A 24,914-nucleotide genomic window follows, 5' to 3' on the forward strand; every position below is an offset into this window, starting at 1 on the left:
AAGTACTGATCTCGTAGTGACGTTGGCGACACCAGACCCGCCGGGCCGAGGAGGAGCATATGTTCGGACTAGTTGTCCGATTTACCTGCAAAAACGAAGAAAGCGCAGCAGCTTTCGATCGGCTCGTCAGTGAAACGATCGCCAAGATCCGCACGGACGAGCCCGGCACGATCGTCTACGCCTCCCACCTCGTCGACGGCCAACCGCTCCAGCGGATCTTCTACGAGCTGTATCAGGACCGCGCCGCTTTCGACGCCCACGAACAGACCGACCACACCAAGCACTTCCTGGCGGCCCGTGGTGAACTGCTCATCTCCACCGATGTTGACTGGCTGCAACATCAGGACGGGAAAGGCACCACGCCGTGAGCACCGAATACCAGCGAGCTCTTGGACGGCGCATCGCCCAAGAGCGCAAACGGCGCGGCCTGTCCCAGGTCGAGCTTGCCCGCCTCATCAACCGCTCCGTGGCTTGGGTTTCCCAGGTGGAACGCGGAGTACGCAAAGTCGACCGTATGTCGGTGTTGGAGAAGGTCGCCGAATCACTCGAGATCCCGCTGTCGGAGCTCGCCGCAGAGGCGCCGGTCTTCGTCGCCGCAACTGAAGAGGTTCCTGGCACGGCGGGGCTGCGGCTGATCCTGTCCAGGGCGCACTCTTTGCAGGCGATGTTTCACCACGTCCCAGTCCCGCCCGTAGAGGAGATCAGGCCACAGGTGGACCAGGCGTGGCATCTGACGCACGAAAGCCGATACATCGAACTGGCCGACCTGCTGCGCGGTTTGGTCCCCACCTTAGAGAGCGCCGTGCGCTCGGCAGCAGCCGACCGGCAGCCGGAACTGTTCGAGCTGCTAGCCACCACCTATCAAGCTTGCTCGGCCGCCCTCGCCAAGCTGGGTGAGCCTGATGCGGCCTGGATCGCGGCCGATCGGGCGATCATCGCCGCCGAGCGGGCCGGTGACCCCTTGCTGATGGCTGCCGGGACGTTCCGGCTGGGTTTCGTCTTCCTGGGAGCCCATCGCTTCGACCAGGCGGAGGAGACCGCCCGCACCGCTGCCGAGGCGCTGTGGTTCATGGCGGAAGAGAACAAGCCGGAGGCCATGTCCCTGTGGGGTGGCCTGACCCTGCAACGCGCGATCGCCGCCTCCCGGCTCAACCAGGCCGACACCGCCTACCAGCACCTCGCCAAGGCTCGTGACATCGCCGCCACACTCGGCGAGGGCCGGAACGACTACAACACCGAGTTCGGTCCTGCCAACGTCGCGCTGCACGAAGTGGCTGTGGCGGTGGAGGTGGGCGATGCCGGCCACGCGTTGCGCGTCGGTACGACCGTGGACACCTCCATGCTGTCCAGCGAACGCCGAGCCCGACTGAACATCGATCTCGCACGGGCGCACGCTCAGCGCCGTCAGATCGACGAGGCCACCGCCGTACTCCTGGAAGCCGAGGCGATCACGCCCGAGCAGATCCGCAACCACCGGATCGTCAACCAGCTCGTCTCGGCCCTGCTGGCCATGCGACATCCGCCCTCTGCGGAGTTGCGTGGACTAGCCGAACGAGTGGGCGCGTAGAAAAAATACGTGATGTACCCAGCGCTTGGCGGGTCCGCGTCCAACTAGACCTCGCTCGAAGCCTCGCAGTTCGCGGGTTCCTCGCCATGGTCAACTCCGCCTCGCCCCAACTGCTGTCACATCGATGCACTGACCATTTGCCGGCCGCGAGGACCCCAGTCGGCGCTTAGCCTGCCGTGTCGTCCCGCTGCTGACGCACACCGCTCGGCGATAACCGTGTGTGTAGTGAGTTCTTCGCTCTGCTCGTGAGGTAGGTAGAGGCTGATGCCGTGTGCTCAAGTGAGGCGAAGTTGTCGAATTCGTCCGCCGCAGACGCGTCTCAAGCCGGAGCGACTACTTTCCCGTGAGGAAAGTGCATGGTAGTTTCCTCATAGGAAAGTAGTCCTGCCGACCTGGGATGGCCCATGAACCCTCACGACGTCCAGTCCTCGCTCGACGACATCCGCCGCTTCCAGGACACGACTCGCAAGGAGATCGTCCGCCAGAGGTTCGCCCGTCCCTACGTCCTGCTCGCAGCCCTCGGACTCTTCATCGGGTTGGCCTCCATCGACCTCCAGAGCCCTTGGCGCACCGCCACCCTGTTGCTCGGATTCGGCCTGTTCGCGGGCGTGGGGATCGTGCAGGAGCACCGCGCCGTCGTCCACAGAAAGCCCGCAGGCCCGGAGTGGCTGTTCTGGGGGGGAATGTCGGCTGGGCTCATGCTGCTGTTCGGCATTTTCCGGATCGCCGCCTGGGCGTGGTTCGCTCTCCCGGCGCAGGGGTTGTCGTCGCAGGGCACGCTCGCCGCCGCGGCGACGGCTGCGACGTATGTCGCGCTGACGCCCCTGGCCCGCCGGATCCTCCAGAAGATCACGCGGCGCGACGGAGCACGCGTCTGATGGACCCCTACTTCGACGAGTTCCTCCACGTCCCGGCGCGGCTGTCGATCGTCGCCCTGCTGGCGCCGGCCGACTGGGTGGACTTCGGCTTCCTGCGGGACTCGATCGGCACCACCGATTCGGCGCTGTCCAAGCAGCTTTCCGCTCTGTCCGAGGCCGGCTACGTCACGGTGCGGAAGGACCAGCAAAGCCGGGCACGGCGTACCTCCGTACAGCTCACCCCGCAAGGCCGGCACGCGTTCCAGCGGCACGCGGCGGCGCTGGAACGGATCGTCGCGGTCGCCGGCACCTCGGGCAGGTCCACAGCGCACCCCGACGACAGTGGCCCATGAATCGCTGTTCAGAACGTCAACGCAAAAAATCTTGATGTGGGCCTGTAGTGGAGGGCCTCTCCCGTTCGTCATCCGTCTGACGAACGCGAGAGGAGAACACTCATGGACATGGTCACCGGTGCGCAGGTAGCGGTCGCCCTGCCCGTCCCGCTTCCACGCGAACGGATGTGGGACCTGATCACCGCGGTCGACCGGATCGGCGAGTGGAGCCCGGAGACCACGGGCGGCCACTGGTCTGACGATGCCCGGGTCCCGGCTCCGGGTGCCAGGTTCGTCGGCCACAACCGGTTCCCCAACGGATTTGAAAGTACGGTGACCTGCGTGGTCACTGAAGCGGAACGGCCGGGCACGTTCGCCTGGACGGTTCTGGACGACGCCGGCCTGGCCGGCTCGACCTGGCGCTATGAGCTGCATGAGGGGGACGAACCGGGGAGCACCCTCGTCTGGCACTCGTTCACCCACGGCCCCGGCGCCAGCGGCGCCCGCGAGGGTGCCGAGGCCAACCCACGGACGCTCAACAGCCGTCTGGTGACCCTGTGCCGGAACATGACAACCACCATCGCCGCGATGGCCGCCGCCGAATTCACGACAGGAGCAGCCCGATGAAGTACCTCATGCTGGTGTGCACCGACCCGAACTACACGCCCGGCCAGGACGACGGCGCCCCGGACGTGGAGGACTGGGTCGAGGAGATGGACGGCAAGGGGATCCGCCTGATGGGCAACCGCACCCGACCGGCGAGCGACGCGACCACCGTTCGCGTCCGCAACCGTGAGGTGCTGCTGACCGACGGTCCGTACGCGGAGACCAAGGACCAGATAGCCGGCTTCGACATCCTCGAGTGCGCCGACCTCGACGAGGCCATCGACGTCGCGTCCAAACACCCGATGGCATGGGCCGGGATGATCGAACTGCGTCCGTTCTGGCCGGACGACGAAGACTAACGGCCAAGACGGACGACGCTGGTGACGGCTCAGGTGAAGGACCGGATCGCCGGGATCTACGCCGACGGGTGGAGCCGGATCGTGGCCACCATGATCCGGTTCACCGGCGGCGACTGGGACCTGGCCGAGGAGTGTGCGCAGGACGCGTTCACGAAGGCACTCCAAAGGTGGCCGGAATCTGGAGTCCCGGACCAGCCACTGGCGTGGCTGACCACCACGGCCCGCCATCGCGCGATCGACCGGATGCGTCGCGCGTCCAACGAGGCGGCGAAGCTACGGGAGGTGGCCGCGATGGACCTGGAGCCGCCGCCCTACCTGAGCGACGGGGAGATCCCCGACGAGCGTTTGGAGCTCATGTTCACCTGCTGCCATCCGTCGCTGAATCTCGATGCCCAGGTGGCGTTGACGCTGCGGAGCCTGGTGGGCATGAGCACCGCCGAGATCGCGCGTGCGTTCCTGGTGCCGGAACGCACCATGGGCCAACGCATCTTCCGGGCCAAGCAGAAGGTCGCTCACGCGGGCATCCCCTTTCGGGTGCCGCCCGGGCATCTGCTGCCAGACCGGCTCCCCGCCGTACTCCACGTGGTCTATCTGCTGTTCAACGAAGGTTACGGAGATCCGCAGAAGGCCCGGCTGTGCCGGGAAGCCATCCGCCTTGCGCGGGTGGTGACGAAGTTGATGCCCGACGAGCCCGAAGCCCAGGGCCTGCTCGCGCTGATGTTGCTGCACGATGCCCGGCGGCCGGCGCGCGTGGATCCGGCCGGCGATCTGGTCACCCTGGACGAGCAGGACCGCACGTTGTGGGATCAGGCGCAGATCGCTGAGGGCGCCACGATCTGCGAACGAGCACTACGCCAGGGCCGCGCCGGGCCGTTCCAACTCCAGGCGGCCATCGCGGCGTGCCACGCGACCGCACCTGTCGCGGCCCAGACGGACTGGCCGCAAATCGTCGGACTGTACGCGCACCTCGCGCGCATCGCACCGAGCCCGATCGTGGAGCTGAACCGTGCCGTGGCGATCGGCATGGTCAGCGGTCCCGAGGCGGCGCTGCGACTGGTCGAGACGATCGCCGAGTCCGGTCAGCTCAACGACTACTACCTGTTGCACGCCACACGCGCCGACCTGCTGCGACGCGCCGGCCGTGCGGAGGATGCGGCCGATCACTACCGCTCGGCGCTCGACCTCGCGCCCTCCGAAGCGGAACGTCGTTTTCTGCGCAACCGGCTTCGGCCGCACTGACGAGGCTCATCCCGCGGTCGGCGCTGGTCTGGACGGTTGCGCCGGGGCGTCGAGCACGGTGTGCAGCAACCGGTTGAGCGTGACGTCGTCGCCGGGCGCCAGCCCGACAGCCTGGGCGTCGATTCCGGCGACCACCGGCCAGGCGAGGCCGAGCAGCGCGTGCCCCGCGTCGGTGAGCTGCATCCCCGAGCGCCGTCCACGGCCCTCCGGGCCGGTTCGGTGGAGCAGCCCTCGGTCGATCATCGCGGTGACCGCGTCGCGCGCGCTCTGCGGGCGGATCTGGAGCGCCCGAGCGAGCTCGGACTGGTTCATGCCGGGCCGGGCACCCAGGTAGGCCAGCACCCCGAACTGCACCGGCGTCAGCCCATGGCCGGCCAGGCGGTCCGTGACCATCCGCTCCACCCGCCGGCCGACGCGGATCACGGTCCAGACGAGTATGTCGTCGATGTCACCCTCGCTGGGCGCTGGTCGTCGGTCGAACGCTGAGTCCGGCACGGCACTCCTCTCACCTTGCAGAAACAGGTACCTGCATCTTACAGTTACAGGTACCTGTAACTCGGCTGTCGCCTCGTCGCCACACAAGGACTGATCGCACCGGCCGCGAGGCCGTCGTCCTCGGGCGTGGCGGACCAGGCCCGAGGCCGGCGGCCACCGGTGGCGACTCGACTCACACGCGCCGGGCCCTTGCGCAGTCGCCGCCGGCACCGGGCTCCATGCCGGCGATGCCGGAAACGAAAGACGGATTGGATCTGACCAGAATTGAGAAGACTCGCGAGGACTCTCTTGGCGACAGTCGGCATCGGTTTGTGCCTCACGGCTGGAACAGCCTGTGCCGCCGAGCAGCCGGCGCCATCGGCAGAGCTGCGGATCGACAGCGGGCCGCTGCGGGGAACCGACCAAGGCGATATGCGTGCCTACCTCGGCATCCCCTATGCGGCGCCACCCGTCGGGAACCTCCGCTGGAAACCGCCCCAGCGGCCCCAGCCATGGGCGACGACGTTGGATGCGACGAAGTACGGCGACTATTGCCCGCAGAACGCGGATCTCGGTGTGTTCGGACGGCCAGGCGGAGCCGAAGACTGCCTCAACCTCAATGTCTTCGTGAGCAAGAAGGCGTCACAAAGCAGGAAGCAGCTGCCCGTGCTCGTGTGGATTCACGGCGGATCCATGTGGGTGGGGGCGAACCGCGACTACGACGCACGCAAGCTTGCCGTGGACGGCGAGACCGTCGTGGTGACCATCAACTACCGCCTGGGTCTGCTCGGCTACTTCGCCCATCCGTCACTCGATGACGAAGGACACCCGTTCGCCAACTACGGGCTGATGGATCAGCAACTCGCCCTGGACTGGGTGCAGCGCAACATCGCAGCCTTCGGCGGCGATCCCGGCGACGTCACGATTGCCGGCGAGTCGTCAGGCGGCGCCAACGTGCTCGCTCACGTCGTGTCGCCGCAGTCGGCGGGAAAGTTCCAACACGCGATCGCCATGAGCGGCGCCGTGATCGCGACGAGGTTCCCGGCCTTCGCGGCACCGAGACCACTCGACTTCGCGGAGCAGAAAGGAACTGATTTCGCGAAGGCGGCCGGTTGTGAGAACGGCGGCGCGGAGTGCCTGCGCAACCTCCCTCTAAACAAGGTCCTCGCGCTGCAGACTCCCTACCTGCACAAGCAGGTCATCATCGACGGCGACATCATTCCCATGCACCCGAGCGAATCCCTGAAATCCGGGAAGTTCAACCGGGTCACCTTGATCAATGGAAATACCCGTGACGAGGGGTCCTTCTTCGCGGCGTTCCCCGAGAACGTGAGCGGCGCGCCACTCCCCGCCGAGGATTACCCCCGCAGGCTGGCGGCATTGATCGGAAGCCCGACCCTGACGCAAAAGGTCCTGAAGGAGTATCCGCTCGACGAGTACGGCAACCCCAGCGAGGCATTCAGCGCGGCCATGACCGACATGGCCTTCGCCTGCCCCGGACGGGCGATCAACCGATGGGTCTACGACAAAACCCCTACCTACGCCTATGAATTCGCCGACCGGACGGCACCGTCCTATCTGGAACCCACGACGTTCGCGATGGGGGCGGCTCACACGTTCGAGCTCGCATACCTCTTCCCTGGATTCCACGGCGGAGCCGGTGAACCCGTCGAACTGAATCAGCTCCAGGCCAAGCTCTCCGCGAAAATGGTGGACTACTGGTCCACGGCGGGATTCACAGGCGAACGGGAAGCAGAATGGCCGCGGTACACGCCAGAACAGGACGACTACATGTCCCTGACGCTTCCTGAGCCCCGGATGACATCGAAAAGTTTTGCCGACGTCCATAACTGTGGCTTCTGGGACAAGACCGGGATCTACTGATCAGTTCATGCCCCTGGCCAGCGGGGCGCGCCAGCCGTACCGCATGGCGAGAATGCGGAACGCGAAAGCGAGCACGGCCGAGGACAGTGTGGCGACGAACCCTCGCACGTCCAGCGCGTACAGCACGGCCATGGCGGTCGAGCCGAGCATCGCGGGCACGGCGTAAAGCTGGCGGTCGTAGAGCAGGGTCGGCCTCTCGCCGGACAGGATGTCGCGGATGACGCCGCCGCCGACCGCCGTACAGACCCCGAGGAACACGGCGTGCAGCGGCGCGAGGCCGTAATAGAGGGCCTTGGCGGTCCCGACCGCGCAGAACAGGCCGAGGCCCGCCGCGTCGAAGACCAGCACCCCGGGCATGGCCCGCTCGACCTGCGGATGCCAGAAGAAGGCGATCACGGTGGCCGCGACCGGCACGAGGAGGTATCCCGCATCCCGGAAGGCGGCGGGCTGCACGCCGATGAACAGGTCACGTATGACGCCGCCGCCGACGGAGGTGAAGAACGCGAGCACCGCCATGCCGATCACGTCGAATTTCTTGCGCGCGCCCTGCAACGCTCCGGACAGGGCGAACACGAAGATTCCGGCAAGGTCTAGCACGGGTGTCACAGCAGTGCAGTCTCCCATGAACCCCGCGAGCTGGGCCGACTGCCCCTTAGCGCCCAGATGCGGATCAACCGAGCGGAAACGCAATCGGCCTGGTCATGTTCCGCATATTCGAGCCGGTCATGGTCAGTTATGGTGACCGCATGAGCCCACCGCCGGGTCGCCGAAACTGGCGGCTCGAGGGTGCCATCGGCCGATTTTCTCGCCTGATCGAGCGTGCCCGATCTGGCGCGCCTGTCGGAGGCGTGCGTGGGCGCCCGGCCGTCCTCGTCGAAGTGATTGTTCTGCTGCTCGGGTTTCTGCTCTTCACGCGCTTTCACGCCGCAGCCGGCAAGGACGTCGTATCTGCCACGGCCAACGCTCTTGCCCTGCAGTCCGTGGAACGCGCCCTCCACCTGGACATCGAGCAGATGGCGAACGAGTGGCTCACCGAACATCCGGCCCTGATCGGACCGGCGGTGTACTACTACCGCCTGTACTACGTCGTGCTCGTCGGTGTGCTGCTGTGGGTTTTCGCCCGGCACGCCGATGTCTACATCAAGGTCCGCCGGACCCTTCTCGCGATGATCGCCCTCGTTCTGCTGGTCTTCTGGACGCTGCCCATGTCGCCCCCGCGGTTCGCCCTGCCGGGCGTCGTCGACATCGTCGCTGAACACGACATCCTGGGGAGTCATGCGTCAGGGGGGACCGGGAGCGGCCAGAATCTCTACTCGGCCATGCCCAGTCTGCACGTGGGATGGTCGGCGTGGTGCGCGTACGCCGTGTGGTCCGCCCTCCGGACCTCCCACCCGCGAGCGGCGCTGTCGGCCTGGGTCTTCCCGCTCGTCATGGCGGCAAATGTGCTCGTCACAGGGAACCACTACGTGCTCGACATCGTCGGAAGCGGCGTGTTGCTCGCCGTCTCCATCGCTGCCGCATCAGTGTGGGGCCGCCTCGCCGTACGCCGGCGGGATGCGAGATCTGGCATTCGCCCCCTCGACCGCACGCTCAGCGGTCCTGGGCGCTGAGCCCTTTCACCACGGCGTCGAGGGCGCGGGCCAGCGGCTGGGCATCGCCGCGCAGGTGGGACAGCCTCTCGGCCGGGACAGCGGGATCGTCAGGTGAATGGTGCGGCCGAGTTACTCGGTACCCGCGATAGCGCTGCGGCGCTCGATGAAGACGACGTCGCGCCAGCGGTCGTGGTGGCGGCCGATGCGTTGGCGCGTGCCGACGGTGCGGAATCCGGCCTTCTCGTGGAGGCGCAGACTCGCGGTGTTCTCGGGGAAGATCCCAGATTGGATAATCCAGATGCCTGCGCTCTCGGTGGACTGAACAAGGGCATTCAGAAGCGCGCCACCGATCCCGCGACCCCCGTGATCGGGGTGAACGTAGACAGAGTGCTCGACCACTCCGGCGTAGACGCATCGGTCGGAGACGGCACTGACAGCGACCCAGCCGAGTACCTGCCCGGTGGACACCTCGACGGCGACGTGCCGGTGACGGGGAAGCTTGGCGCGGTCGAACGCCCCCCACGTGGGGACGGTGGTCTCGAAGCTGGCATCGCCGCTGTCGAGTCCGGCTTGGTAGATGTCGAGCACCTGCCTCGCGTCATCGGCGCTCATTGGGCGGATGAGAGTCCCGGGTGGTGCGGTCGGCTTGGTCGCCTGGATGATCGCCGAGTACAGGCCTTCGGTTGCGGCCTGGGTGCGCGTGATCGTGTAGGTGGTGAACCCCGCTGCGGCCAGCAGCGCGCGATATTCGGTTTCTGTAAGGGTGCCGACCGTGCAGCCGACGTGGTGTTCGGCGTCGGCGCGGTGTACGGGGTCGAGTCCGTCGTCGGCGATGACGTCGCTGATGCCGAGTCTGCCGCCGGGTTTGAGGACGCGGAAGGCTTCGGCCAGGACACGGGGTTTGTCGGCGGACAGGTTGATCACACAGTTGGAAATGATCACGTCGACGCCGGCATCGGGAAGCGGGATGTCCTCGATGTGCCCGTATAGGAACTCGACGTTGGTCACCCCGGCTTCGGCGGCGTTCGCCCTGGCGAGGGTGATCATGTCGGGTGTGGCGTCCAGGCCGTAGGCCTTGCCGGCGGGGCCGACTCTGCGCGCCGAGAGCAGGACGTCGATACCTCCACCTGACCCGAGATCGAGGACGGTTTCCCCTGGCTGGAGGTCGGCGACGGCGACGGGGTTGCCGCATCCCAGGCTGGCGCGGACGGCTCCCTCGGGGAGTTCCCCAGTGTCGCCGTAGGCGGCGGCCCCGAATCCGCCGTCGTTGAACCGCTGTGGTTCGCAGTCGACGATCTGGAGTTGGGCGTGGGCGGCGCGGGCGAGCCGGCCGTAGCGTTCGACGATGCGTGCTCGGACCTTGTCGGCGTCTTCAGGCATGTGTCCTCCGGTCAACACGCGCAGCCTGGCGAGGGGACGGGACGGCCCATGACCACGTCGGCGGCCGTGGGGAAGGCCCCGATGCACGCCTTGTTGATCTCATACAGGCTGGACGTGCCGCGACGCTCGACCAGGACGAATCCCACCTCGGCCAACACCTTCAAATGCGCGGAAACGGTCGACTGCCCGACGTCGACCGCCTCGACGATCTCCTTGACCGACATGGGCGCCTGGCGGCGGGCCAACAGGGTGACGATCTGGATGCGCGTGGCATCGGCCAGGGCCTTGAACCAGGAGGCGTACTCCATGGCTGTGGTCCGGTCGAGTGGTCCTGTTCCCTCATTCATCGTTAATCGACGATAAACGATGAATCAGCTTCGGGGAAGGGCTCGACTGATTGCCTTCACCGACCTGATCCGTTGCCAGGCCGGTGGTGGTCTTCTTCGTGGCGATGCGTAGATGTCAGTAGGCGGGGACGAGTTGGGCGAGGAGTTCCGTGACCCGCTTGTCGATCTCGTCGCGGATCGGGCGGACCTGGTCGACCGGCTTGCCGGCGGGGTCGTCGAGTGCCCAGTCCAGGTACCGCTTGCCGGGGAAGATCGGGCAGGCGTCTCCGCATCCCATGGTGATGACGACGTCGGCGGCCTGGACCGCTTCGGTGGTCAGGGGCTCGGGGAACTAGGGACACCACGGGGTTGAGGTGCGCCCCGGAGACCGGACCGATCAACACGATGATGACCGGCAGGGCGGCGGCCGTGGCCGCGCTGTTGGCGAGCAGTTGCACACCGACGTCAGGCGACAGGTGCGCGGCCATGATTTCGGACCCGACCACGACTGCGACCAGCAGGCCCGTGCCGAGAGACTCGGCGAAAGCACGCCGGAGAAGGCTGGGAGCCTCGCCCGTGCTCATGCCGGAGTGGCGGCCAGAGCGGACGCGGGGCTGAGCAGCGCGGACATCCGGGCCAGGACGCTCGGGTTGATCCAGTAGTAGGCCCAGGTGCCCCGGCGTTCGGAGTCGATGAGTCCGGCCTGCTTGAGCACCTTCAGGTGGTGGCTGATCGTCGGTGCGGTCAGGTCGAAAGCGACGGTCAGATCGCACACGCACGCCTCGCCACCCTCATGGCAGGCGATCAACGACAGCAGGCGCAGCCGTACCGGGTCGGCGATCGCCTTGAACAGCGGAGCAAGCTCCGTCGCCTCGGCCTCGTCCAGCGGTTCACAGACCAAGGGCGCGCAGCACGCCTCGGCTGATACCTGAACGCCCACGTCCACGATCGGCAACTCTTGCTTCGGCATGTCTCTAATTTGACAGAGATCTATATACGAGTGCAAGCTGACCCCAGTGCGCTACTTAGACGCTTATCAAATCAGGAGTTGCGCGGCCCATCGAATTTCTGCCCTGATGCGCAGGACCACCGGCAAGGCCGGTCGGGTTCGCGGTGCAGTGACCTTCAACGAAGCCACCGGTGAAGTCTGCGACGGCGCCTGCCGCAGTGACGCCCGGCTCGATCGGGCCCGCACGTTCGCCATCTCGGCCACCCTCGGCTACCGCCGTTGACCTGGCCCACCCACCGACCCGCAGCCCTTCAGGAGGAACGCCATGTCCCGTGTTCAGCTCGCCCTCCGTGTCGCCGACCTGGAAGGCTCCGTGGCCTTCTACTCCAAGTTGTTCGGCGTCGAGCCGGCCAAGCGCCGGCCCGGTTACGCCAACTTCGCCATCACCGAGCCTCCGCTGAAGCTCGTGCTTCTCGAAGGAGAGGGCGACGAGCCGACCCGGATGGATCACCTCGGCGTCGAGGTCGAGGACGCCGGTCAGGTCACCGCCGCGACTGAACGGCTCAAGCAGGCCGGGCTGGCGACCTTCGAAGAGAACGACACCACCTGCTGTTACGCCGTACAGGACAAGGTGTGGGTCACCGGCCCGGGCAGCGAGCCGTGGGAGGTCTACGTGGTCAAGGCAGACGCCGACAGCCTGTCCAAGGAAACCGGCTCCGTCTGCTGCGCCACATCGGACACCACCGACCAGGTGCCCACCGCCGCGTCGTCCTGCTGCTGACAGGTAGCGTCCGGCGATCGCCCGTTCCCGCGAGTGATCGCCGGACGGCACAGCCGGCGCCCCAGAGTCGTGTTTCCTCGCCGGTTCGGCGTCCAGCACCCAGCAGACCGGCGGCACCGTCGAAAGCAAGAACGAGAACTTCACCGGCGTCGTCGCCACGACCGACACGAACGAGATCCGCAAGAAGCCGGCCGACATCGACACCCTCGTACAACAGGCCGCTGGACACCACGGCTGACGACGTCAGGCATCGATCGTCCTCGAGCGCCCCGACCGCTACCCTCGCAGCGCCGTAATCAGTGTGCTACGTCGTAGCACATGATGGCACGCGGCCGTATCCTTAAGGAGTGAGTACTCCCGAACCGGACCCCTCGCACCAGATCTCCCAGCGCGACCTCCGCAACCGATCAGCCGAGATCATGGACGGCTTGGAAAGGGGCGAGCGATACGCCGTGACGCGCAACGGCCACCACATCGGCGACCTCGTCCCCATCCGCCGGCGGCGCCGAGCCGTCTCTCGGGCGGAGTTCGCCGCTGTTTCCCGAGGGATGCCTCTGCTGGACGATCGGAAGTATCGCGAAGACATGGATCGCCACGTCAACGACGATCTCTACGACCCTTATGACCGCGCATACGGCAGGGGCGAGTTCACGCAGGACGAGGAATGACCCACCGTCACGGACTGCTCGACACCAACATCCTCATCCTGCGCGCAGCCATCGATCCCGATGAACTACCCGACGAGATGATGATCAGCGCCATCACCACCGCCGAACTGTCCGTCGGCGTGCTGGCAGCCACTGGACCACAGGAACTCGCCCAGCGGATGAAGATCCTTCAGGCCGTCGAGGCCGAGTTCGATCCCCTGCCCTTCGACGACACCGCCGCGCGCGAGTACGGCCAACTCTGGACCGCTGTCATCGCCTCAGGCCGCAAACCTCGTCCCCGAACAGCAGACCTGATGATCGCCTGCGTGGCCATCGCCAACCGGCTGCCTCTGTATACCTGCAACCCGAAGGACTTCAAGGGCCTCGACCACCTGCTCTCAGTGGTCCCTGTGACCCGCCCGCGATGAGGCATCACGTGCCAAATGCCGCCTCCGGCCAACGTCGGCAACTCGCCGGCCTCTCCTGACCTGCTGGTGTACAGGGAGTGCCTTTGTGGGCTGCTTCGTCTGGCACGCCTGTGGCACGTGCTGGTGGCAGACCCTACGTCGTGCTCGTAGTCGTCGCGCATGCAGGCGGGTGAGGCTCCCGCGTCAGGCCGGGGCGAGGACGCAGAACTCGTTACCTTCCGCGTCGGCCAGAACGGTCCACGGGACGTCGCCCTGGCCTACGTCGGCGGGCGTCGCGCCGAGGGCCTTCAGCCGGGCCACCTCCGCCGCTTGATCGTCACCGGGGTACGGCAGCAGGTCAAGATGGATGCGGTCTGGCGTGGTCTTCACGTCGGGCGTGCGGAGGAACTCCAGATACGGCCCGACACCCTTGGCGGAGCGCAGCCGCGCATGATCGTCGCTCACCTCGTGCAGGGTCCAGTCCATCGCCTCACCCCAGAACCTGGCCATGGCCCGCGGGTCAGTGCAGTCGACGACCACCGCGGCGATCGGTCCGGTGTCCCGGTAGATCTCCCGAGGCTCCAGCACGCAGAACTCGTTTCCCTCCGGGTCGGCCAGGACCGTCCATGGCACGTCACCCTGGCCCACGTCGGCAGGCGTCGCACCGAGCTCCTTCAGGCGCGCGACCAACTCCGCCTGGTGGGCCGCAGAGGTGGTGGCGAGATCGAGGTGCACACGGTTCTTCGTTGTTGTCTTGAGTTCAGGGACGGGAACGACGTCGATGCCGACGGCGACCGGGTGCGGCCAAACGAAGCCGCCGAGGGGTCCAACGTAGGTGGTCACGCCCGGTCGGAAAACACTCCAGCCGAGCGCCTCCGCCCAGAACCGGCCGACCGCCAAGCCATCAAGAGCCTTGAAGTTCACCTGAACAAGTCGAAGGGCCACGCCGCCGATTCTGACATCCTCGGTCCCGCACGTTTCCCTTTGTCCTGATCTCTCGTCTGCTGTCGACCCACCCGTGACGCCGCCCTCGTCATGTTTCCGCTCATTCGAGCCGGGGCCAGGGCCCACCCCTTAGGACTCCTCCTCGAAGAGGAAGCCATCGGGTTCCTCTACAAGGCCGGAGCAGCGGTATTCATCGACGAGTACGGATACGACGATGAAGATGGGACCGACGATCCGTCTTCGGAGAGCTGACGGCACAAAGCCCCGCCCTACGCGTGATCATTACTGGCCTATGCGTCCGTCGATCCGCTCGCGCAACAGGTCGGCGTGACCCATGTGACGGCCGTACTCCCAGATCGTTCCGACCAGCACGTCGCGCAGCGACATCTGCCCTCCGCCGCTGCCATGCTGATTCAAGAGATCGTCGCCGGTGACGTCGAGACTGGGCGCCTCGGCAACGAACCGCGTGGCGAAGTCCACCTCCGCACGCCATGCGTCCCATGCCTCCGCGACCACCCCGGGGTCGGGGACCGCGCCATCGAAATCGCCGTCACGGTCGGTGTCGGAGGTGAACAGCCGGGGCACGTCCTGTCCCGCCATCAGCACCCGGAACGTCGCACGCTCCACCTCGGCCAGGTGTCGCACGAGCCCCAGGAGCGACATCGTCGACGGCTCGACGGAACGCCGCGCCATCGCCTCCGCGTCAAGACCTGCGCATTTCATCTCCAGCGTGAGACGTGCACAGCGCAGGGCTTCGACCAGCGTCGTGCGCTCGTCGCCCAACGTGGGTCCGTTCTCACGCGGGTCGTCGTCAGACGGCTTGCCGTCCGCGGTGAACATATCGGCTCGTCGGGTCGTCGCCATGGCCGCAATCATTGGCGACGCGCATGACGGCCGGCAACTGATTAACGAACCTGCACTCATGGTCAACGGGTTCGGGTATTTCGCTGCTGTATGAGATCGAAAAGGCCACTAACCCCTGTTGACCGCCCTTAATGGCCCGCTAATGGGCCGACAATCACATCCGGACCTGCATGGATAGGAGAGGCCAACCGTTTCCGTCCCCAGAAGTTCGGTAGAGCCAGGATGCGTACGACCGCGAACCTGGATGAGCACATGGCCGCCGCGGGCTATGTCACCTCGAACCCGGCAAGCGAGATCTTCTCCAGTGCGGGCTCATCGAAGGTGACGCCGAACAGCTCACGCATCGCGTCGTCCCCGAGGCTCGTCGCCTCGTACGGGTCTGGCTCGCCATCGCCGTCCAGGTACGGAGCCTCGAAGGGGAGCGGATCGCCGACGAGTTCGGACACTCCGTCGCTGCCGGAGGCGCTGAACGAGCGCCGCAAGGTGCCGTCACCGTCCCAGATCGCGTACGCGAACCAGTCGCCGCCGCTGTGCGTTGCGACCAGGTAGGTCGTCCGGCCCGCGGCCTCGTCCAGGAAGCGCTGGTCAAGCTCGGACGGCTCGGTGAGGAATGCCTCCTCGGTGCACACAATGGTGAGGCCCGGCAGGCACGTCGCATATACCTGGCCGTCCTCGGGTGAGGACTGGAGGAGCAAGGTGCCGTCGCCGATCTCACTGATCCGCCGCCCGGGATGCAGTCGCCGGACGAGCGTGCGGGTCGCCTCCCTGTCAAGGGTCGGCGCGGCACGCAGAATGGGACGCGGGTCGCCCTCGACATACAGCAGCATCCAGGCTTTGGCACCCATTGGGGCTCCTCTCCCGTGCAACGTCCAGCCGCCGACAAACTAGCCTCACCCTGCGATGCAGCCGTCGACGGGTCCCTAGCCGTGGTCAACTCCGCCTCGGCCCAAGCTGACCCAACTGCCGTCACATCGATGCACTGACCAGTTACCGGCCACAAGGACACAAGTCGGCGCGTCTGCTCCCAATGCGCAATGCCGTGCAGGCATAAAACCAGGCCTGTCATCCTCGATCGACTTGGGAGGTCCGCATGCTTGCGCGTTGGAAGAGAAATATGGCGCAGAATCGTTGTCCGGAGCTGCCCAGCGGGCGCCATGAGCGCGGACGGCGATTCCGAAGCCGGCCATTGGTGACCGCGGCCGCCATCGCGATCGGGCTGGCGCCACTGGCAGCAGTAACCGGGCCCGCTCTGGCCGAACAGAAGCCCGTCCCGGGAGAATTCGCCTACGTCAACAACAACGGCAACAGCACCGTGTCGCGGCTCAACACCACGACCAACACCATCGTCGCCACCATCCCCCTCCCTCCCAAGGCCAATACGATCGGGTCGGAGGTCACGCCGAACGGTGCCTTCTACTACGTGGCCAACGCCGGCCTCGACAACGTCATGAAGATCGACACCGTGACCAACAGAATCGTCGCCGTCATCCAACTCCCCGACAAGGCCGCTCCCAACGGAGTGGGGATCACGCCGGACAGCCGCTTCATCTACGTCACCAACAAGGGCGGCAACTCCGTCACGAAGATCGACGTGGCCACCAACGCCATCCTCGCCACCATCCCCGTCGGGACCGCTCCCGAGTCAGTGGCGGTCACGCCGAACGGCGCCTTCGCCTACGTCTCCAACAGCGGCAGCGACAACGTCACGAAGATCAGAGTCTCCGATAACGCCATCCTCGCCACCATCCCCGTCGGGAGCGCTCCTCGGGGGGTGAAGATCACGCCGAACGGCGCCTTCGTCTACATCGCCAACAACGGCAAGGGCATGGTCGGCAACGGCACCGTTTCGAAGATCAGCACCGCGGACGACACGGTCATCACCATCCCCCTCGGGACGACCGGTCCGACCTGGTTGTCGATCACGCTGGACAGCGCCTTCACCTACGTCACCAACAACGGCAGCAACAACGTCACGAAGATCAGAGTCTCCGACAACACCGTCGACGCCACCATCCCCGTCGGGATGGGTCCCAGGGGGATGTGGATCAACACCAGCGGCACCCAGATCTACGTGGCCAATCACGACAGCGACTCGGTGTCGGTGATCAATGTCGCCAACAACGGCATCGACGCGACCATCAAGTTCCCCGACGGGGCCGGTCCCGAGGGAGTGGCGTTCGGGCGCCACCCCGTGCCCGTGAAGGTGAAGGCGACCACGACTCAGAGCTCAAGCTCCGGCGACATCGTGAGGAGTAAGAACGAGAACTTCACCGGCGTCGTCGCCACAGGGGGCAATGGGGACAAGGTCCGCAAGAAGCTGGCCGGCATCGACTCCTTCGTGCAGCAGGTGAAGCAACGCCATCTCAATAACCCTGCCCTCATCAAGCATCTGATGGGCGCCGGGCAACACGGCTGACGCCGTCAGGCACGCACCATCACCAAGCGCCCCCTGACCTCTTCGAGGGAAGGGGGCGCCCTTTTCGCATCTGCCGTGTGTGGACGACCGGTGGCCGATCCCGATCGAACTCGGCTCTTTCGGTCTCCTGAGCGCACGGGTGGAGGCCGAGAAGTGCTAATGGCACGAAAGCCCCGTTTCTTGATCAGAAACGGGCGTTTTACCAGGTGGAGCCTAGGAGATTCGAACTCCTGACATCCTGCTTGCAAATCGGCCGGATCATCTGAGGAAACGGCCGCGACCTGGGCGAGGGGCAGTCCGCGAGCGACCATGACTACCCCCTGTTGACCGCCCTTAATGGCCCGCTAATGGCCCGACGATCACGCTCACAAGCTGAGGCGGGGTGCCGTAGCGCCGGCCCCGGCCACCTGGTCCGCCCGGCAGGGCAGGGGTGCGCTCTCGCACCCTCCTCTACAGCCCACCCGCGACGTTGCGGCCCCAGAGCCACGATGCCCTGGCCAGCCGCTCCCGCGGCTCAGGGGTGGAGCTTCTTTCCTTCAGCCAGCATCGCCACGTACTTCTCGATCCGGCGCGCCCTGGTCTCGGTCTTCTTGACATCCTGGATCCGATAGAGGATCGCGTAGCGATTTTGCCGGTCCAGCTTTTCGAAGAACTCTGCCGCAGCCGGATTGGCCGCCAGCGCCGCCACCAGGTCGTCCGGCACCGAGGCCGTCCGTGCACCGTCGTAGGCGGCCTCCCAGCGTCCGCTCGCCTTGGCACGCTCAACCTCGGCTAGCCCCGCTGGCCGCATCCGGCCCTGCTCGATCAGGGCTACTGTTTTATCCCGGTTGACCTTGGACCACTTGCTGTTCGGCCTGCGCGGGGTGAACCGCTGCAGCCAGTACAGGTCGTCGTACTTGCCCTTCTGCCCGTCGATCCAGCCATAACAGAGCGCCACATCGAGGGCCTGGGCGTAGTCCAAGGCCACGATGCCGGGGCCCTTCTTCCGCAGCTTGAGCCAGACACCTGCGGAGATCGCGTGGTGCTCGCTAAGCCAGGTCTCGAATGCCTCGGCAGATTCAAACGAGACGATCTCCAAATCCTCGGCCATCCGTCGCCGTCACCCCTCCCCGTCTGCAGCCTGCTGAGAGTACCTGAGGTCGGCGGAGAGACTTTGGGCTGGAGCTTGCCATGGGGCGAGAGATCATGGCCCGCTGGCCCGCGAGCGAATCGGGCTGGCTTCTCGCCTGCCCGCATAGCCCGATCTGGGGCCATTATGCGCTGGGTCGACGTCGTGAAGGACATGGGCATGCCGGGCCTGCACTTCCCGAAGCTCTGCGAACACCTCGCGGCGACGAATTCACCGTCACTGCGCCACAAAACCGACGATTAGTCGTAATTTGCCTACACGTCACGTAAACCGCATATCGGTTCTAGGCGTGATAGATCATGGGTGGACGGCCGGTCCAGTGACGACGAGGACGAACCGCAGCGAACACCCATAGCTGCGTCGATCATGAGGGGTACATCGCATGGCTGGTCTGATGGCTGGGGCTTCGCCCGGCTCTGTTCCCGCGGAGACGGTGGGCGGGCGATGGAGAAGGCACAGGGCCCGTGGTCGGGGGCGTGCTTTAGCGGCCGGTCTTGTGCTGGCCGTGAGCGCTCCCGCAGTGTCGGTCCTCGGGCCGGCAGGCCCGGCGGCGGCCTCCAGCGGCACCTCGACCGCGTACGCGTGGGGTTATAACTTCTGGGGGCAGGTGGGCGCAGGGTCTTCGGAGGAGGACACGTCCTCCCCGGTGGCTGTGTCCGGACTGAGCCAGGTGGCGCAGGTCAGCGCCGGTGACTACCACAGCCTCGCGGTGCGCACGGATGGCACCGTGTGGGCCTGGGGCGACAACACCAACGGGCAGTTGGGCAACGGGACGACGTCGTACAGTTCGGTACCCGTGCCTGCGCAGGTGCCTGGATTGACCGGCGTCGTGCAGGTCGCTGCGGGCAACCAGCACAGCCTTGCGTTGCGCTCGGATGGCACCGTGTGGGCCTGGGGCTCCAACGGCTTCGGACAGCTCGGTGACGGCAGCAAAACCTGGAGTCGTAGTACCCCGGTGAAGGTGGCCGGGTTGACCGGGGTGACCCAGATCTCCGCCGGTTACTACCACAGTCTCGCGTTGCGCTCAGATGGCACCGTGTGGGCCTGGGGCGATAACCATTCGGGGCAGCTCGGTGACGGGACCGAAACCGAGCGCGCCACCCCGGTGAAGGTGGCCGGGTTGACCGGGGTGACCCAGGTTGCCGCCGGCGTTGGCCACAGCCTTGCGGTGCGCACGAACGGCACTGTGGTGGGGTGGGGCTCCGACAGCGTCGGGCAACTCGGCGATGGCAGCGCCGGCGTCAACCTGGAGCGGCACACCCCGGTGGCGGTCAAGGGCCTGACCAAGGTGATCAAGGTCGACGCCGGCGATGCCCACAGTCTCGCGGTTCGCTCGGACGGCACGGTGGCGGCCTGGGGCTATAACTACTACAGGCAGCTCGGTGACGGCACCACCACCAACCGCACCACCCCGATCACTGTGCCAGGGCTGACCAACGTCGCCCAGGTCAGCGCGGGCAGTTACGACAGTGCCGCGCTCCGCTCGAACGGCACCGTGGCGGCGTGGGGATTCAACTACCTCGGCCACGCGCAGCTCGAAGACGGCACCCCCGTCACCCAGCCGGATGACAGGCAGTGGAGATCCCCGGTCTACGTGCCCGGGCTGATCTCGGTCACCCAGATCTCGACCGGGAGCTCCCACACACTGGTGAAGGTCGGCCCGCCGGCGCTGACAGGCAAGGCGTCGATCACCGGCACCGGCGCCGTCGGCACCAAGCTGACCTGCAAGGCGTCCTTCCTCGCCGCCACCTCGGTCAAATACAGCTGGATGCGGGACACGACCACGATTTCCGGCGCGACCACCGCCACCTACACGCCGGTGACCGGCGACGCCGCACACAAGGTGACCTGCAAGGCCACTGGCACCAACAGCCGGGGCAGCACCGACACCTCGGCGAGCATCAGCGGCTACGTCCCGGCGAAGTTCGCCAGTGGCACTCCGCCGGTCGCGCAGACCGCTAAGTACTTCATCTACAGGTTCGCGGCCACCGGGACCCCCACACCGAAGGTCACCCGCGCCTCCGGCACCCTCCCGCCCGGTCTGAAGCTGGCCCCCGGCGGCACCCTGTCCGGAACCCCCACCAAGGGCGGCACGTACACCTTCACCCTGCAGGCGACCGGCGGCATCGGCACCCCCACCAAGGCCACCAAGACCGTCGTCGTCCGCGCCCCCGCGAAGTTCACCACGGCCACCACACCGGTGGCGCACGCGGGCAAGTACTACATCTACAAATTCCCGACAACCGGATACCCCGTGCCGAAGGTCACCCGCGCCTCCGGCACACTCCCGCCCGGCCTGAAACTCGCCACCGGCGGCACCCTGTCCGGAAAGCCCACCCGCAAGGGCACCTACAAGTTCACCCTCAAGGCGACCAACGGCGTCGGCACCCCAGCCACAGCCACCAAGACCGTCGTCGTTCGCTGATCACATGATCCCGGGGAATCGGCACACCACCGACTCCCCGGGACACCCAAACAGAAGATCACAACGGAACAGACGCACAGCGGGCCCGAAAGCCGAATAACGATCAAAGCCCAGGTCGGGAAAGTAACCCTGACCTGGGCTTTCGTATGGGTGGAGCCTAGGAGATTCGAACTCCTGACATCCTGCTTGCAAATCGGTCTGCTCTTCAGGGGAAACGGCCGCGACCTGGGCGACAAGCAGTCCACGAGTGACTGTGAGTGCCCCCTGTTGACCGCCCTTAATGGCACGCTAATGGCACGGCGATCACGCTCACGACCTGCAGCAGCCGGCCATGCACGGCCCGTCCCCTGGTCTGCGCCCGTCCTCCTCGTAGCTGCCGATCCCCAGGACGGGACCGCCGTGTCAAGGGTCAGCGAAGCTGATCGCGGAGCGACGCCGCAGGCGCCCCCGGGCTCGTGTTGACCGCCTGGACGCTGGGGCTGGGCGCGCTGGCGGTCGCCGCCTACCGGCGCGCTAGCGTTACGGCCTGATGAACCGACTTTTCCGGGGCGACGTCGAAGGCCCCGAGCTGCTGCAACGGGCCTTCTGGATGTCGTTCGGACTGCTGTTCCTGACCCCGGTCGGGGTGGCGGTGGCCCATTACGAGGGAACGCGGCGCTGGCTGGGCTTGGCGGCCATGGTGGTGTTCGCGCTGGCGTACTACGCGGCGGCGTTCGTGCGGTGGAGATGGGACGACCCGTTCACGGTGCCGTCGGTGACGGTGCTGGGGACGTTCGCGCTGCTGGCGGCGGGGCTGCCACCGCTGTTCGGGCTCGACTGGCTGGGTCTGCCGATCTACCTGGCATTCGTGCTGGCGATGTCGCTGCCGCTGCGGTGGGCCCCGTTCGGGGTGCTGGGGTCGATGGCCGTGATAGCCGGGGACGGGGTGCTGGTCGGCGCCCCGGCCCCGATGATCGGCGGGTTCGCGCTGGTGCTACTGGCGTTCGGGATGATGATGGTCGCGCTCCGGCACTCGCGGACGCTGGTGGTGCAGCTGCGCGAGGCGCGCGGCGAGGTCGCCCGGCTCGCCGCCGCCGACGAGCGGCTGCGCATCGCCCGCGACCTGCACGACCTGCTCGGCCACAGCATGTCGCTGATCGTGCTGAAGAGCGAGCTGGCGCGGCGGCTGGCCGACCGGGACCTGGTCCGCGCCGTCACCGAGATCGGCGACATCGAGTCGGTGGCGCGGTCCTCGCTGGCGGACGTGCGCGAGGCGATCTCCGGCTACCGGCGGCGTGACCTGGGCGAGGAACTGGACGGCGCGCGGGCGGTCCTGTCGGCGGCCGGGGTAGACACGACGGTGCGGATGGCGGGCGCGCCCCTGCCGGAGGCGGCCGACGGCGTGTTCGGCTGGGCGGTGCGCGAGTCGGTCACCAACCTTGTCCGCCACGCACGCGCTTCCCGCTGCGTCATCGAGGTGGGACGCGACGGCGACGAGGCGGTGCTGGAGGTCCGCGACAACGGCCGGGCCAAGGGGAAGCACGTTCCGGGCAACGGCCTGAACGGCCTGTCCGAGCGCGTCGCGGCCGAGGGCGGCACGATGGAGTCCGGCCCGCTGCCGGGCGGCGGCTTCCGGGTCGCGGTCCGCGTTCCCGTAGGGTCTGCCTCATGATCAGGGTCATGCTGGCGGAAGACCAGAACATAGTGCGGGGCGCGCTGGCGGCATTGCTCGGGCTGGAGGAGGACCTGGAGGTCGTCGCGGAGGCGGCGGGCGGCGACGAGGCGGTCGTCGCCGCCGAACGGGTGCGGCCCGACGTGGCGTTGCTGGACATCGAGATGCCCGGCAAGGACGGGCTGACCGCCACCGCCGAAATCCGGGCGGCGGTGCCCGGGTGCCGGGTGATGATCCTGACGACGTTCGGGCGGCCGGGCTACCTGCGGCGGGCCATGGAGGCGGGCGCGTCGGCGTTCCTGATCAAGGACGGACCGGCGCAGGAACTGGCGGCGACGATCCGGCGGGTCGTAGCCGGGGAGCGCGTCATCGACCCGGGGCTGGCGGCGGCCGCATTGAGCGCCGGACCCAACCCGCTGTCGCCGCGCGAACGGGACGTACTGGCGGCCGGGGCGGACGGGTCCACGATCGCCGACATCGCGGCCAGGCTCCACCTGTCGGAGGGGACCGTCCGCAACTACCTGTCGTCGGCGATCAACAAGGTCGGCGTACGCAACCGCATCGAGGCCGCCAAGGCGGCCGAGCGGAACGGATGGTTGTATACGCCATGCAACACGCTCGCGGCCAGCGCAGGGGCGTGAACGCGGGAACTGCTGGCGCGGATGGGTCACTCCAGCACGCGCGCCGCACTGATCTATCAACACTCGACGGACGCGCGACAGCGGGCCTCTGCGCAGAAGCTGAACGACGTAGCCCGAGGCGTCCTCGGCGAGATCATCGGGCACACAACGGGCACGAAACCCCGAACAGCCCTACAGAAATCAAAAGCCCAGGCCGTTGACCTGGGCTTTCGTATGGGTGGAGCCTAGGAGATTCGAACTCCTGACATCCTGCTTGCAAAGCAGGCGCTCTGCCAGCTGAGCTAAGGCCCCGAAAACAGTGCACTGACCTGGAACAACGCCACCCATGCCGCGAGTGTTCCGGATGCACACCGTAGCAACAGCCCGGCCCTCGCGCCACTCGGCCGCGTCTGCCGCCGCGGAATGCGGTGGTTCCCCTGCGTGCCGCCGGTCAGGCGTCAGGCGGAGGTGACGATCTCGTTCGCGCCGACCTCGCTGCTGAGGACCAGCGAGGGGAAATCGGCGATCGAGTCGATGATGTGGGTCGCGCCGGCGCTGACCAGGCGGGCCCGGCTGTGGCCACCGGTCATCACTCCCGCGACGATCGAGGCGCCGGCCCGGCGCCCGCAGAGCATGTCGCTCTCAGAGTCTCCGGCCACGGCCACCTCCCTGACGTCCTCGATCCCGGCTCGCAGGCCCGCCGTCAACACCAGGTCGGGATAGGGCCGTCCTCGCCCGGCGTCCTGCGGGCACAGCGCGAGATCGAGCTTGTCCGCCCACACGAGCGTGCTCAGCACCCGGCTGAGCGTGGACCGGCTGAAACCGGTGATGAGGGCGATCTTCACGCCCGCGGCGCGCAGCTTCTCCAGTGCCTCGACGGTTCCGGGCAGGGGAACCAGCCCGCTCCGGTCGATGGCCCCTTCATACGCGCGCTCGAACGTCAGGTTCGCGGCCCGGGCCTGGGCTTCGTTGTCCGGGAAGATCCCGTGGAAGACATCGATCTTCGGGCAGCCCCGGGACCGGTGCACATGCACCATGGCACGCGCGTATGCACTGGTCCCGGGAACGATGCCCTGTGTGGCGATCGCCTCGGCGAACGTCCGTTCCACCATGGCGATGTCACCGATCGTGGTTCCCGCAAGATCGAGGCAGGCCAGTTTCACGGGTGCCATTCCCGGACCCTTCCCACGATCAAGACCCATCTCGGGTTATCAGTTCTCGCTACCTGTCGCCTCGGTCCACAGGTCGAGCTCGGCGCGGTTAGTCTGCACCTTGCGCCAGACCAGCAGCCCCCCGAGAGCGACCAGCGCGAGAACGAGCAGCTTCTTCACGGTGTGACCCCACTTCTCAACGGTCTCACCTGCCGGGTGAGACAACGCCCGGTTCTACGGTTCTCTGCAGCCTAGCAAGGGTTCGGCGCGTGACCCTGATTGCTTGAGAATCGGTTGCACCAGATCGATAATT

29 protein-coding genes, 1 tRNA gene and 1 pseudogene are annotated in these 24,914 nt (G+C 66.7%); 17 read left to right on the forward strand and 14 right to left on the reverse strand.

What is annotated here, in order from left to right:
* Window positions 1–59: 59 nt before the first annotated feature.
* From Pka01_RS20505 to Pka01_RS20535, 7 genes are all read left to right on the forward strand, one after another.
* The gene (locus Pka01_RS20505; RefSeq protein WP_203884438.1) at window positions 60–368 is read left to right on the forward strand and encodes a putative quinol monooxygenase; all 309 of its coding nucleotides are present in this window, start codon (window positions 60–62) and stop codon (window positions 366–368) included.
* Window positions 365–1,567: a helix-turn-helix domain-containing protein gene (locus Pka01_RS20510; RefSeq protein ID WP_203884439.1), complete on the forward strand. Its 1,203-nt coding sequence runs from the start codon at window positions 365–367 to the stop codon at window positions 1,565–1,567. The genes Pka01_RS20505 and Pka01_RS20510 overlap by 4 nt, the downstream gene beginning before the upstream one ends.
* A gap of 404 nt (window positions 1,568–1,971) precedes the next feature.
* The gene (locus Pka01_RS20515) at window positions 1,972–2,445 is read left to right on the forward strand and encodes a hypothetical protein (protein WP_203884440.1); all 474 of its coding nucleotides are present in this window, start codon (window positions 1,972–1,974) and stop codon (window positions 2,443–2,445) included.
* Window positions 2,445–2,777: a winged helix-turn-helix domain-containing protein gene (locus Pka01_RS20520; protein WP_203884441.1), complete on the forward strand. Its 333-nt coding sequence runs from the start codon at window positions 2,445–2,447 to the stop codon at window positions 2,775–2,777. Before Pka01_RS20515 ends, Pka01_RS20520 begins: the two co-directional genes overlap by 1 nt.
* A gap of 102 nt (window positions 2,778–2,879) precedes the next feature.
* Window positions 2,880–3,383, forward strand: a complete 504-nt coding sequence (locus tag Pka01_RS20525; RefSeq protein WP_203884442.1) for an SRPBCC family protein — start codon at window positions 2,880–2,882, stop codon at window positions 3,381–3,383.
* Window positions 3,380–3,721, forward strand: coding sequence for a YciI family protein (locus Pka01_RS20530; RefSeq protein ID WP_203884443.1), 342 nt, complete (start codon window positions 3,380–3,382; stop codon window positions 3,719–3,721). The genes Pka01_RS20525 and Pka01_RS20530 overlap by 4 nt, the downstream gene beginning before the upstream one ends.
* Window positions 3,722–3,742: 21 nt before the next feature.
* A complete protein-coding gene (locus Pka01_RS20535; RefSeq protein ID WP_239115156.1) occupies window positions 3,743–4,960 on the forward strand; it encodes an RNA polymerase sigma factor in 1,218 nt (405 codons plus the stop codon).
* 6 nt (window positions 4,961–4,966) lie between these two features.
* Here Pka01_RS20535 and Pka01_RS20540 read toward each other — a convergent pair whose 3' ends face one another.
* Complete coding sequence (locus Pka01_RS20540) at window positions 4,967–5,455, reverse strand: MarR family winged helix-turn-helix transcriptional regulator (RefSeq protein ID WP_203884444.1); 489 nt, start codon at window positions 5,453–5,455, stop codon at window positions 4,967–4,969.
* 288 nt (window positions 5,456–5,743) lie between these two features.
* Here Pka01_RS20540 and Pka01_RS20545 point away from each other — a divergent pair, with 288 nt between their 5' ends.
* Window positions 5,744–7,318: a carboxylesterase/lipase family protein gene (locus Pka01_RS20545; RefSeq protein WP_203884445.1), complete on the forward strand. Its 1,575-nt coding sequence runs from the start codon at window positions 5,744–5,746 to the stop codon at window positions 7,316–7,318.
* On the opposite strand, the gene Pka01_RS20550 is transcribed toward Pka01_RS20545, so the two are convergent.
* On the reverse strand, window positions 7,319–7,924 hold the full coding sequence (locus Pka01_RS20550) for a trimeric intracellular cation channel family protein (RefSeq protein ID WP_239115157.1): 606 nt from the start codon (window positions 7,922–7,924) through the stop codon (window positions 7,319–7,321).
* 242 nt (window positions 7,925–8,166) lie between these two features.
* Here Pka01_RS20550 and Pka01_RS20555 point away from each other — a divergent pair, with 242 nt between their 5' ends.
* A complete protein-coding gene (locus tag Pka01_RS20555) occupies window positions 8,167–8,928 on the forward strand; it encodes a phosphatase PAP2 family protein (RefSeq protein WP_203884447.1) in 762 nt (253 codons plus the stop codon).
* Between the two features lie 111 nt (window positions 8,929–9,039).
* Here Pka01_RS20555 and arsM read toward each other — a convergent pair whose 3' ends face one another.
* The 5 genes and pseudogenes from arsM to Pka01_RS20575 all read right to left on the reverse strand — a co-directional run bounded on the left by arsM (window position 9,040) and on the right by Pka01_RS20575 (window position 11,586).
* Window positions 9,040–10,290, reverse strand: a complete 1,251-nt coding sequence (gene arsM, locus Pka01_RS20560; protein WP_203884448.1) for an arsenite methyltransferase — start codon at window positions 10,288–10,290, stop codon at window positions 9,040–9,042.
* Between the two features lie 11 nt (window positions 10,291–10,301).
* Window positions 10,302–10,637: an ArsR/SmtB family transcription factor gene (locus Pka01_RS20565; protein ID WP_203884449.1), complete on the reverse strand. Its 336-nt coding sequence runs from the start codon at window positions 10,635–10,637 to the stop codon at window positions 10,302–10,304.
* A gap of 115 nt (window positions 10,638–10,752) precedes the next feature.
* Window positions 10,753–10,914, reverse strand: a complete 162-nt coding sequence (locus tag Pka01_RS20570; protein WP_425571066.1) for a low molecular weight phosphatase family protein — start codon at window positions 10,912–10,914, stop codon at window positions 10,753–10,755.
* Between the two features lie 67 nt (window positions 10,915–10,981).
* Window positions 10,982–11,200 (reverse strand): annotated as a pseudogene (locus tag Pka01_RS41625) (aquaporin); the annotation flags it as partial.
* On the reverse strand, window positions 11,197–11,586 hold the full coding sequence (locus tag Pka01_RS20575; protein WP_203884450.1) for an ArsR/SmtB family transcription factor: 390 nt from the start codon (window positions 11,584–11,586) through the stop codon (window positions 11,197–11,199). The gene Pka01_RS20575 and the pseudogene Pka01_RS41625, both read right to left, overlap by 4 nt.
* A 106-nt stretch (window positions 11,587–11,692) precedes the next feature.
* Here Pka01_RS20575 and Pka01_RS20580 point away from each other — a divergent pair, with 106 nt between their 5' ends.
* The 4 genes from Pka01_RS20580 to Pka01_RS20595 all read left to right on the forward strand — a co-directional run bounded on the left by Pka01_RS20580 (window position 11,693) and on the right by Pka01_RS20595 (window position 13,421).
* Window positions 11,693–11,848, forward strand: a complete 156-nt coding sequence (locus Pka01_RS20580) for a hypothetical protein (protein WP_203884451.1) — start codon at window positions 11,693–11,695, stop codon at window positions 11,846–11,848.
* Between the two features lie 42 nt (window positions 11,849–11,890).
* Entirely contained in the window at window positions 11,891–12,346 is a 456-nt protein-coding gene (locus Pka01_RS20585; protein ID WP_203884452.1) for an ArsI/CadI family heavy metal resistance metalloenzyme, read from the forward strand.
* Window positions 12,347–12,693: 347 nt separating this feature from the next.
* Window positions 12,694–13,014, forward strand: a complete 321-nt coding sequence (locus Pka01_RS20590; RefSeq protein ID WP_203884453.1) for a type II toxin-antitoxin system Phd/YefM family antitoxin — start codon at window positions 12,694–12,696, stop codon at window positions 13,012–13,014.
* A complete protein-coding gene (locus tag Pka01_RS20595) occupies window positions 13,011–13,421 on the forward strand; it encodes a type II toxin-antitoxin system VapC family toxin (RefSeq protein ID WP_203884454.1) in 411 nt (136 codons plus the stop codon). Before Pka01_RS20590 ends, Pka01_RS20595 begins: the two co-directional genes overlap by 4 nt.
* A gap of 183 nt (window positions 13,422–13,604) precedes the next feature.
* On the opposite strand, the gene Pka01_RS20600 is transcribed toward Pka01_RS20595, so the two are convergent.
* The 3 genes from Pka01_RS20600 to Pka01_RS20610 all read right to left on the reverse strand — a co-directional run bounded on the left by Pka01_RS20600 (window position 13,605) and on the right by Pka01_RS20610 (window position 16,054).
* Complete coding sequence (locus Pka01_RS20600; RefSeq protein ID WP_203884455.1) at window positions 13,605–14,345, reverse strand: VOC family protein; 741 nt, start codon at window positions 14,343–14,345, stop codon at window positions 13,605–13,607.
* Between the two features lie 282 nt (window positions 14,346–14,627).
* On the reverse strand, window positions 14,628–15,185 hold the full coding sequence (locus tag Pka01_RS20605) for a DinB family protein (RefSeq protein ID WP_203884456.1): 558 nt from the start codon (window positions 15,183–15,185) through the stop codon (window positions 14,628–14,630).
* 290 nt (window positions 15,186–15,475) lie between these two features.
* Window positions 15,476–16,054, reverse strand: a complete 579-nt coding sequence (locus tag Pka01_RS20610; protein ID WP_203884457.1) for a DUF6928 family protein — start codon at window positions 16,052–16,054, stop codon at window positions 15,476–15,478.
* A gap of 344 nt (window positions 16,055–16,398) precedes the next feature.
* Here Pka01_RS20610 and Pka01_RS20615 point away from each other — a divergent pair, with 344 nt between their 5' ends.
* Window positions 16,399–17,625 (forward strand): beta-propeller fold lactonase family protein, encoded by a 1,227-nt coding sequence (locus Pka01_RS20615; protein WP_203884458.1) that lies wholly within the window; start codon window positions 16,399–16,401, stop codon window positions 17,623–17,625.
* A gap of 514 nt (window positions 17,626–18,139) precedes the next feature.
* Here Pka01_RS20615 and Pka01_RS20620 read toward each other — a convergent pair.
* Window positions 18,140–18,715, reverse strand: a complete 576-nt coding sequence (locus Pka01_RS20620; protein WP_203884459.1) for a YdeI/OmpD-associated family protein — start codon at window positions 18,713–18,715, stop codon at window positions 18,140–18,142.
* Window positions 18,716–19,259: 544 nt separating this feature from the next.
* Here Pka01_RS20620 and Pka01_RS20625 point away from each other — a divergent pair.
* The 3 genes from Pka01_RS20625 to Pka01_RS20635 all read left to right on the forward strand — a co-directional run bounded on the left by Pka01_RS20625 (window position 19,260) and on the right by Pka01_RS20635 (window position 23,471).
* Entirely contained in the window at window positions 19,260–21,179 is a 1,920-nt protein-coding gene (locus tag Pka01_RS20625; RefSeq protein ID WP_203884460.1) for an RCC1 domain-containing protein, read from the forward strand.
* Between the two features lie 529 nt (window positions 21,180–21,708).
* Window positions 21,709–22,830: a sensor histidine kinase gene (locus Pka01_RS20630; RefSeq protein ID WP_203884461.1), complete on the forward strand. Its 1,122-nt coding sequence runs from the start codon at window positions 21,709–21,711 to the stop codon at window positions 22,828–22,830.
* A complete protein-coding gene (locus Pka01_RS20635; protein ID WP_203884462.1) occupies window positions 22,827–23,471 on the forward strand; it encodes a response regulator transcription factor in 645 nt (214 codons plus the stop codon). The genes Pka01_RS20630 and Pka01_RS20635 overlap by 4 nt, the downstream gene beginning before the upstream one ends.
* A 218-nt stretch (window positions 23,472–23,689) precedes the next feature.
* Here Pka01_RS20635 and Pka01_RS20640 read toward each other — a convergent pair.
* The 3 genes from Pka01_RS20640 to Pka01_RS20650 all read right to left on the reverse strand — a co-directional run bounded on the left by Pka01_RS20640 (window position 23,690) and on the right by Pka01_RS20650 (window position 24,826).
* Window positions 23,690–23,762, reverse strand: a tRNA-Ala gene (locus tag Pka01_RS20640).
* A gap of 146 nt (window positions 23,763–23,908) precedes the next feature.
* Window positions 23,909–24,622 (reverse strand): HAD family hydrolase, encoded by a 714-nt coding sequence (locus Pka01_RS20645; RefSeq protein ID WP_239115158.1) that lies wholly within the window; start codon window positions 24,620–24,622, stop codon window positions 23,909–23,911.
* A 39-nt stretch (window positions 24,623–24,661) separates the two neighbouring features.
* Complete coding sequence (locus Pka01_RS20650; RefSeq protein ID WP_203884620.1) at window positions 24,662–24,826, reverse strand: DLW-39 family protein; 165 nt, start codon at window positions 24,824–24,826, stop codon at window positions 24,662–24,664.
* Window positions 24,827–24,914 lie beyond the last annotated feature (88 nt).

The sequence above is a fragment of the Planotetraspora kaengkrachanensis genome, assembly GCF_016862895.1.
GTDB lineage: Bacteria > Actinomycetota > Actinomycetes > Streptosporangiales > Streptosporangiaceae > Planotetraspora > Planotetraspora kaengkrachanensis.

What these genes read in the sequence shown, in the direction of transcription:
- Pka01_RS20505 (WP_203884438.1), top strand. Translation starts at nt 60, where the DNA reads ATGTTCGGACTAGTTGTCCGATTTACCTGCAAAAACGAAGAAAGCGCA.
- Pka01_RS20515 (WP_203884440.1), top strand. Translation starts at nt 1,972, where the DNA reads ATGAACCCTCACGACGTCCAGTCCTCGCTCGACGACATCCGCCGCTTC.
- Pka01_RS20520 (WP_203884441.1), top strand. Translation starts at nt 2,445, where the DNA reads ATGGACCCCTACTTCGACGAGTTCCTCCACGTCCCGGCGCGGCTGTCG.
- Pka01_RS20525 (WP_203884442.1), top strand. Translation starts at nt 2,880, where the DNA reads ATGGACATGGTCACCGGTGCGCAGGTAGCGGTCGCCCTGCCCGTCCCG.
- Pka01_RS20530 (WP_203884443.1), top strand. Translation starts at nt 3,380, where the DNA reads ATGAAGTACCTCATGCTGGTGTGCACCGACCCGAACTACACGCCCGGC.
- arsM (WP_203884448.1), bottom strand. Translation starts at nt 10,290, where the DNA reads ATGCCTGAAGACGCCGACAAGGTCCGAGCACGCATCGTCGAACGCTAC.
- Pka01_RS20565 (WP_203884449.1), bottom strand. Translation starts at nt 10,637, where the DNA reads ATGAATGAGGGAACAGGACCACTCGACCGGACCACAGCCATGGAGTAC.
- Pka01_RS20570 (WP_425571066.1), bottom strand. Translation starts at nt 10,914, where the DNA reads ATGGGATGCGGAGACGCCTGCCCGATCTTCCCCGGCAAGCGGTACCTG.
- Pka01_RS20575 (WP_203884450.1), bottom strand. Translation starts at nt 11,586, where the DNA reads ATGCCGAAGCAAGAGTTGCCGATCGTGGACGTGGGCGTTCAGGTATCA.
- Pka01_RS20580 (WP_203884451.1), top strand. Translation starts at nt 11,693, where the DNA reads ATGCGCAGGACCACCGGCAAGGCCGGTCGGGTTCGCGGTGCAGTGACC.
- Pka01_RS20585 (WP_203884452.1), top strand. Translation starts at nt 11,891, where the DNA reads ATGTCCCGTGTTCAGCTCGCCCTCCGTGTCGCCGACCTGGAAGGCTCC.
- Pka01_RS20595 (WP_203884454.1), top strand. Translation starts at nt 13,011, where the DNA reads ATGACCCACCGTCACGGACTGCTCGACACCAACATCCTCATCCTGCGC.
- Pka01_RS20605 (WP_203884456.1), bottom strand. Translation starts at nt 15,185, where the DNA reads ATGTTCACCGCGGACGGCAAGCCGTCTGACGACGACCCGCGTGAGAAC.
- Pka01_RS20610 (WP_203884457.1), bottom strand. Translation starts at nt 16,054, where the DNA reads ATGGGTGCCAAAGCCTGGATGCTGCTGTATGTCGAGGGCGACCCGCGT.
- Pka01_RS20620 (WP_203884459.1), bottom strand. Translation starts at nt 18,715, where the DNA reads ATGGCCGAGGATTTGGAGATCGTCTCGTTTGAATCTGCCGAGGCATTC.
- Pka01_RS20630 (WP_203884461.1), top strand. Translation starts at nt 21,709, where the DNA reads ATGAACCGACTTTTCCGGGGCGACGTCGAAGGCCCCGAGCTGCTGCAA.
- Pka01_RS20635 (WP_203884462.1), top strand. Translation starts at nt 22,827, where the DNA reads ATGATCAGGGTCATGCTGGCGGAAGACCAGAACATAGTGCGGGGCGCG.
- Pka01_RS20645 (WP_239115158.1), bottom strand. Translation starts at nt 24,622, where the DNA reads ATGGCACCCGTGAAACTGGCCTGCCTCGATCTTGCGGGAACCACGATC.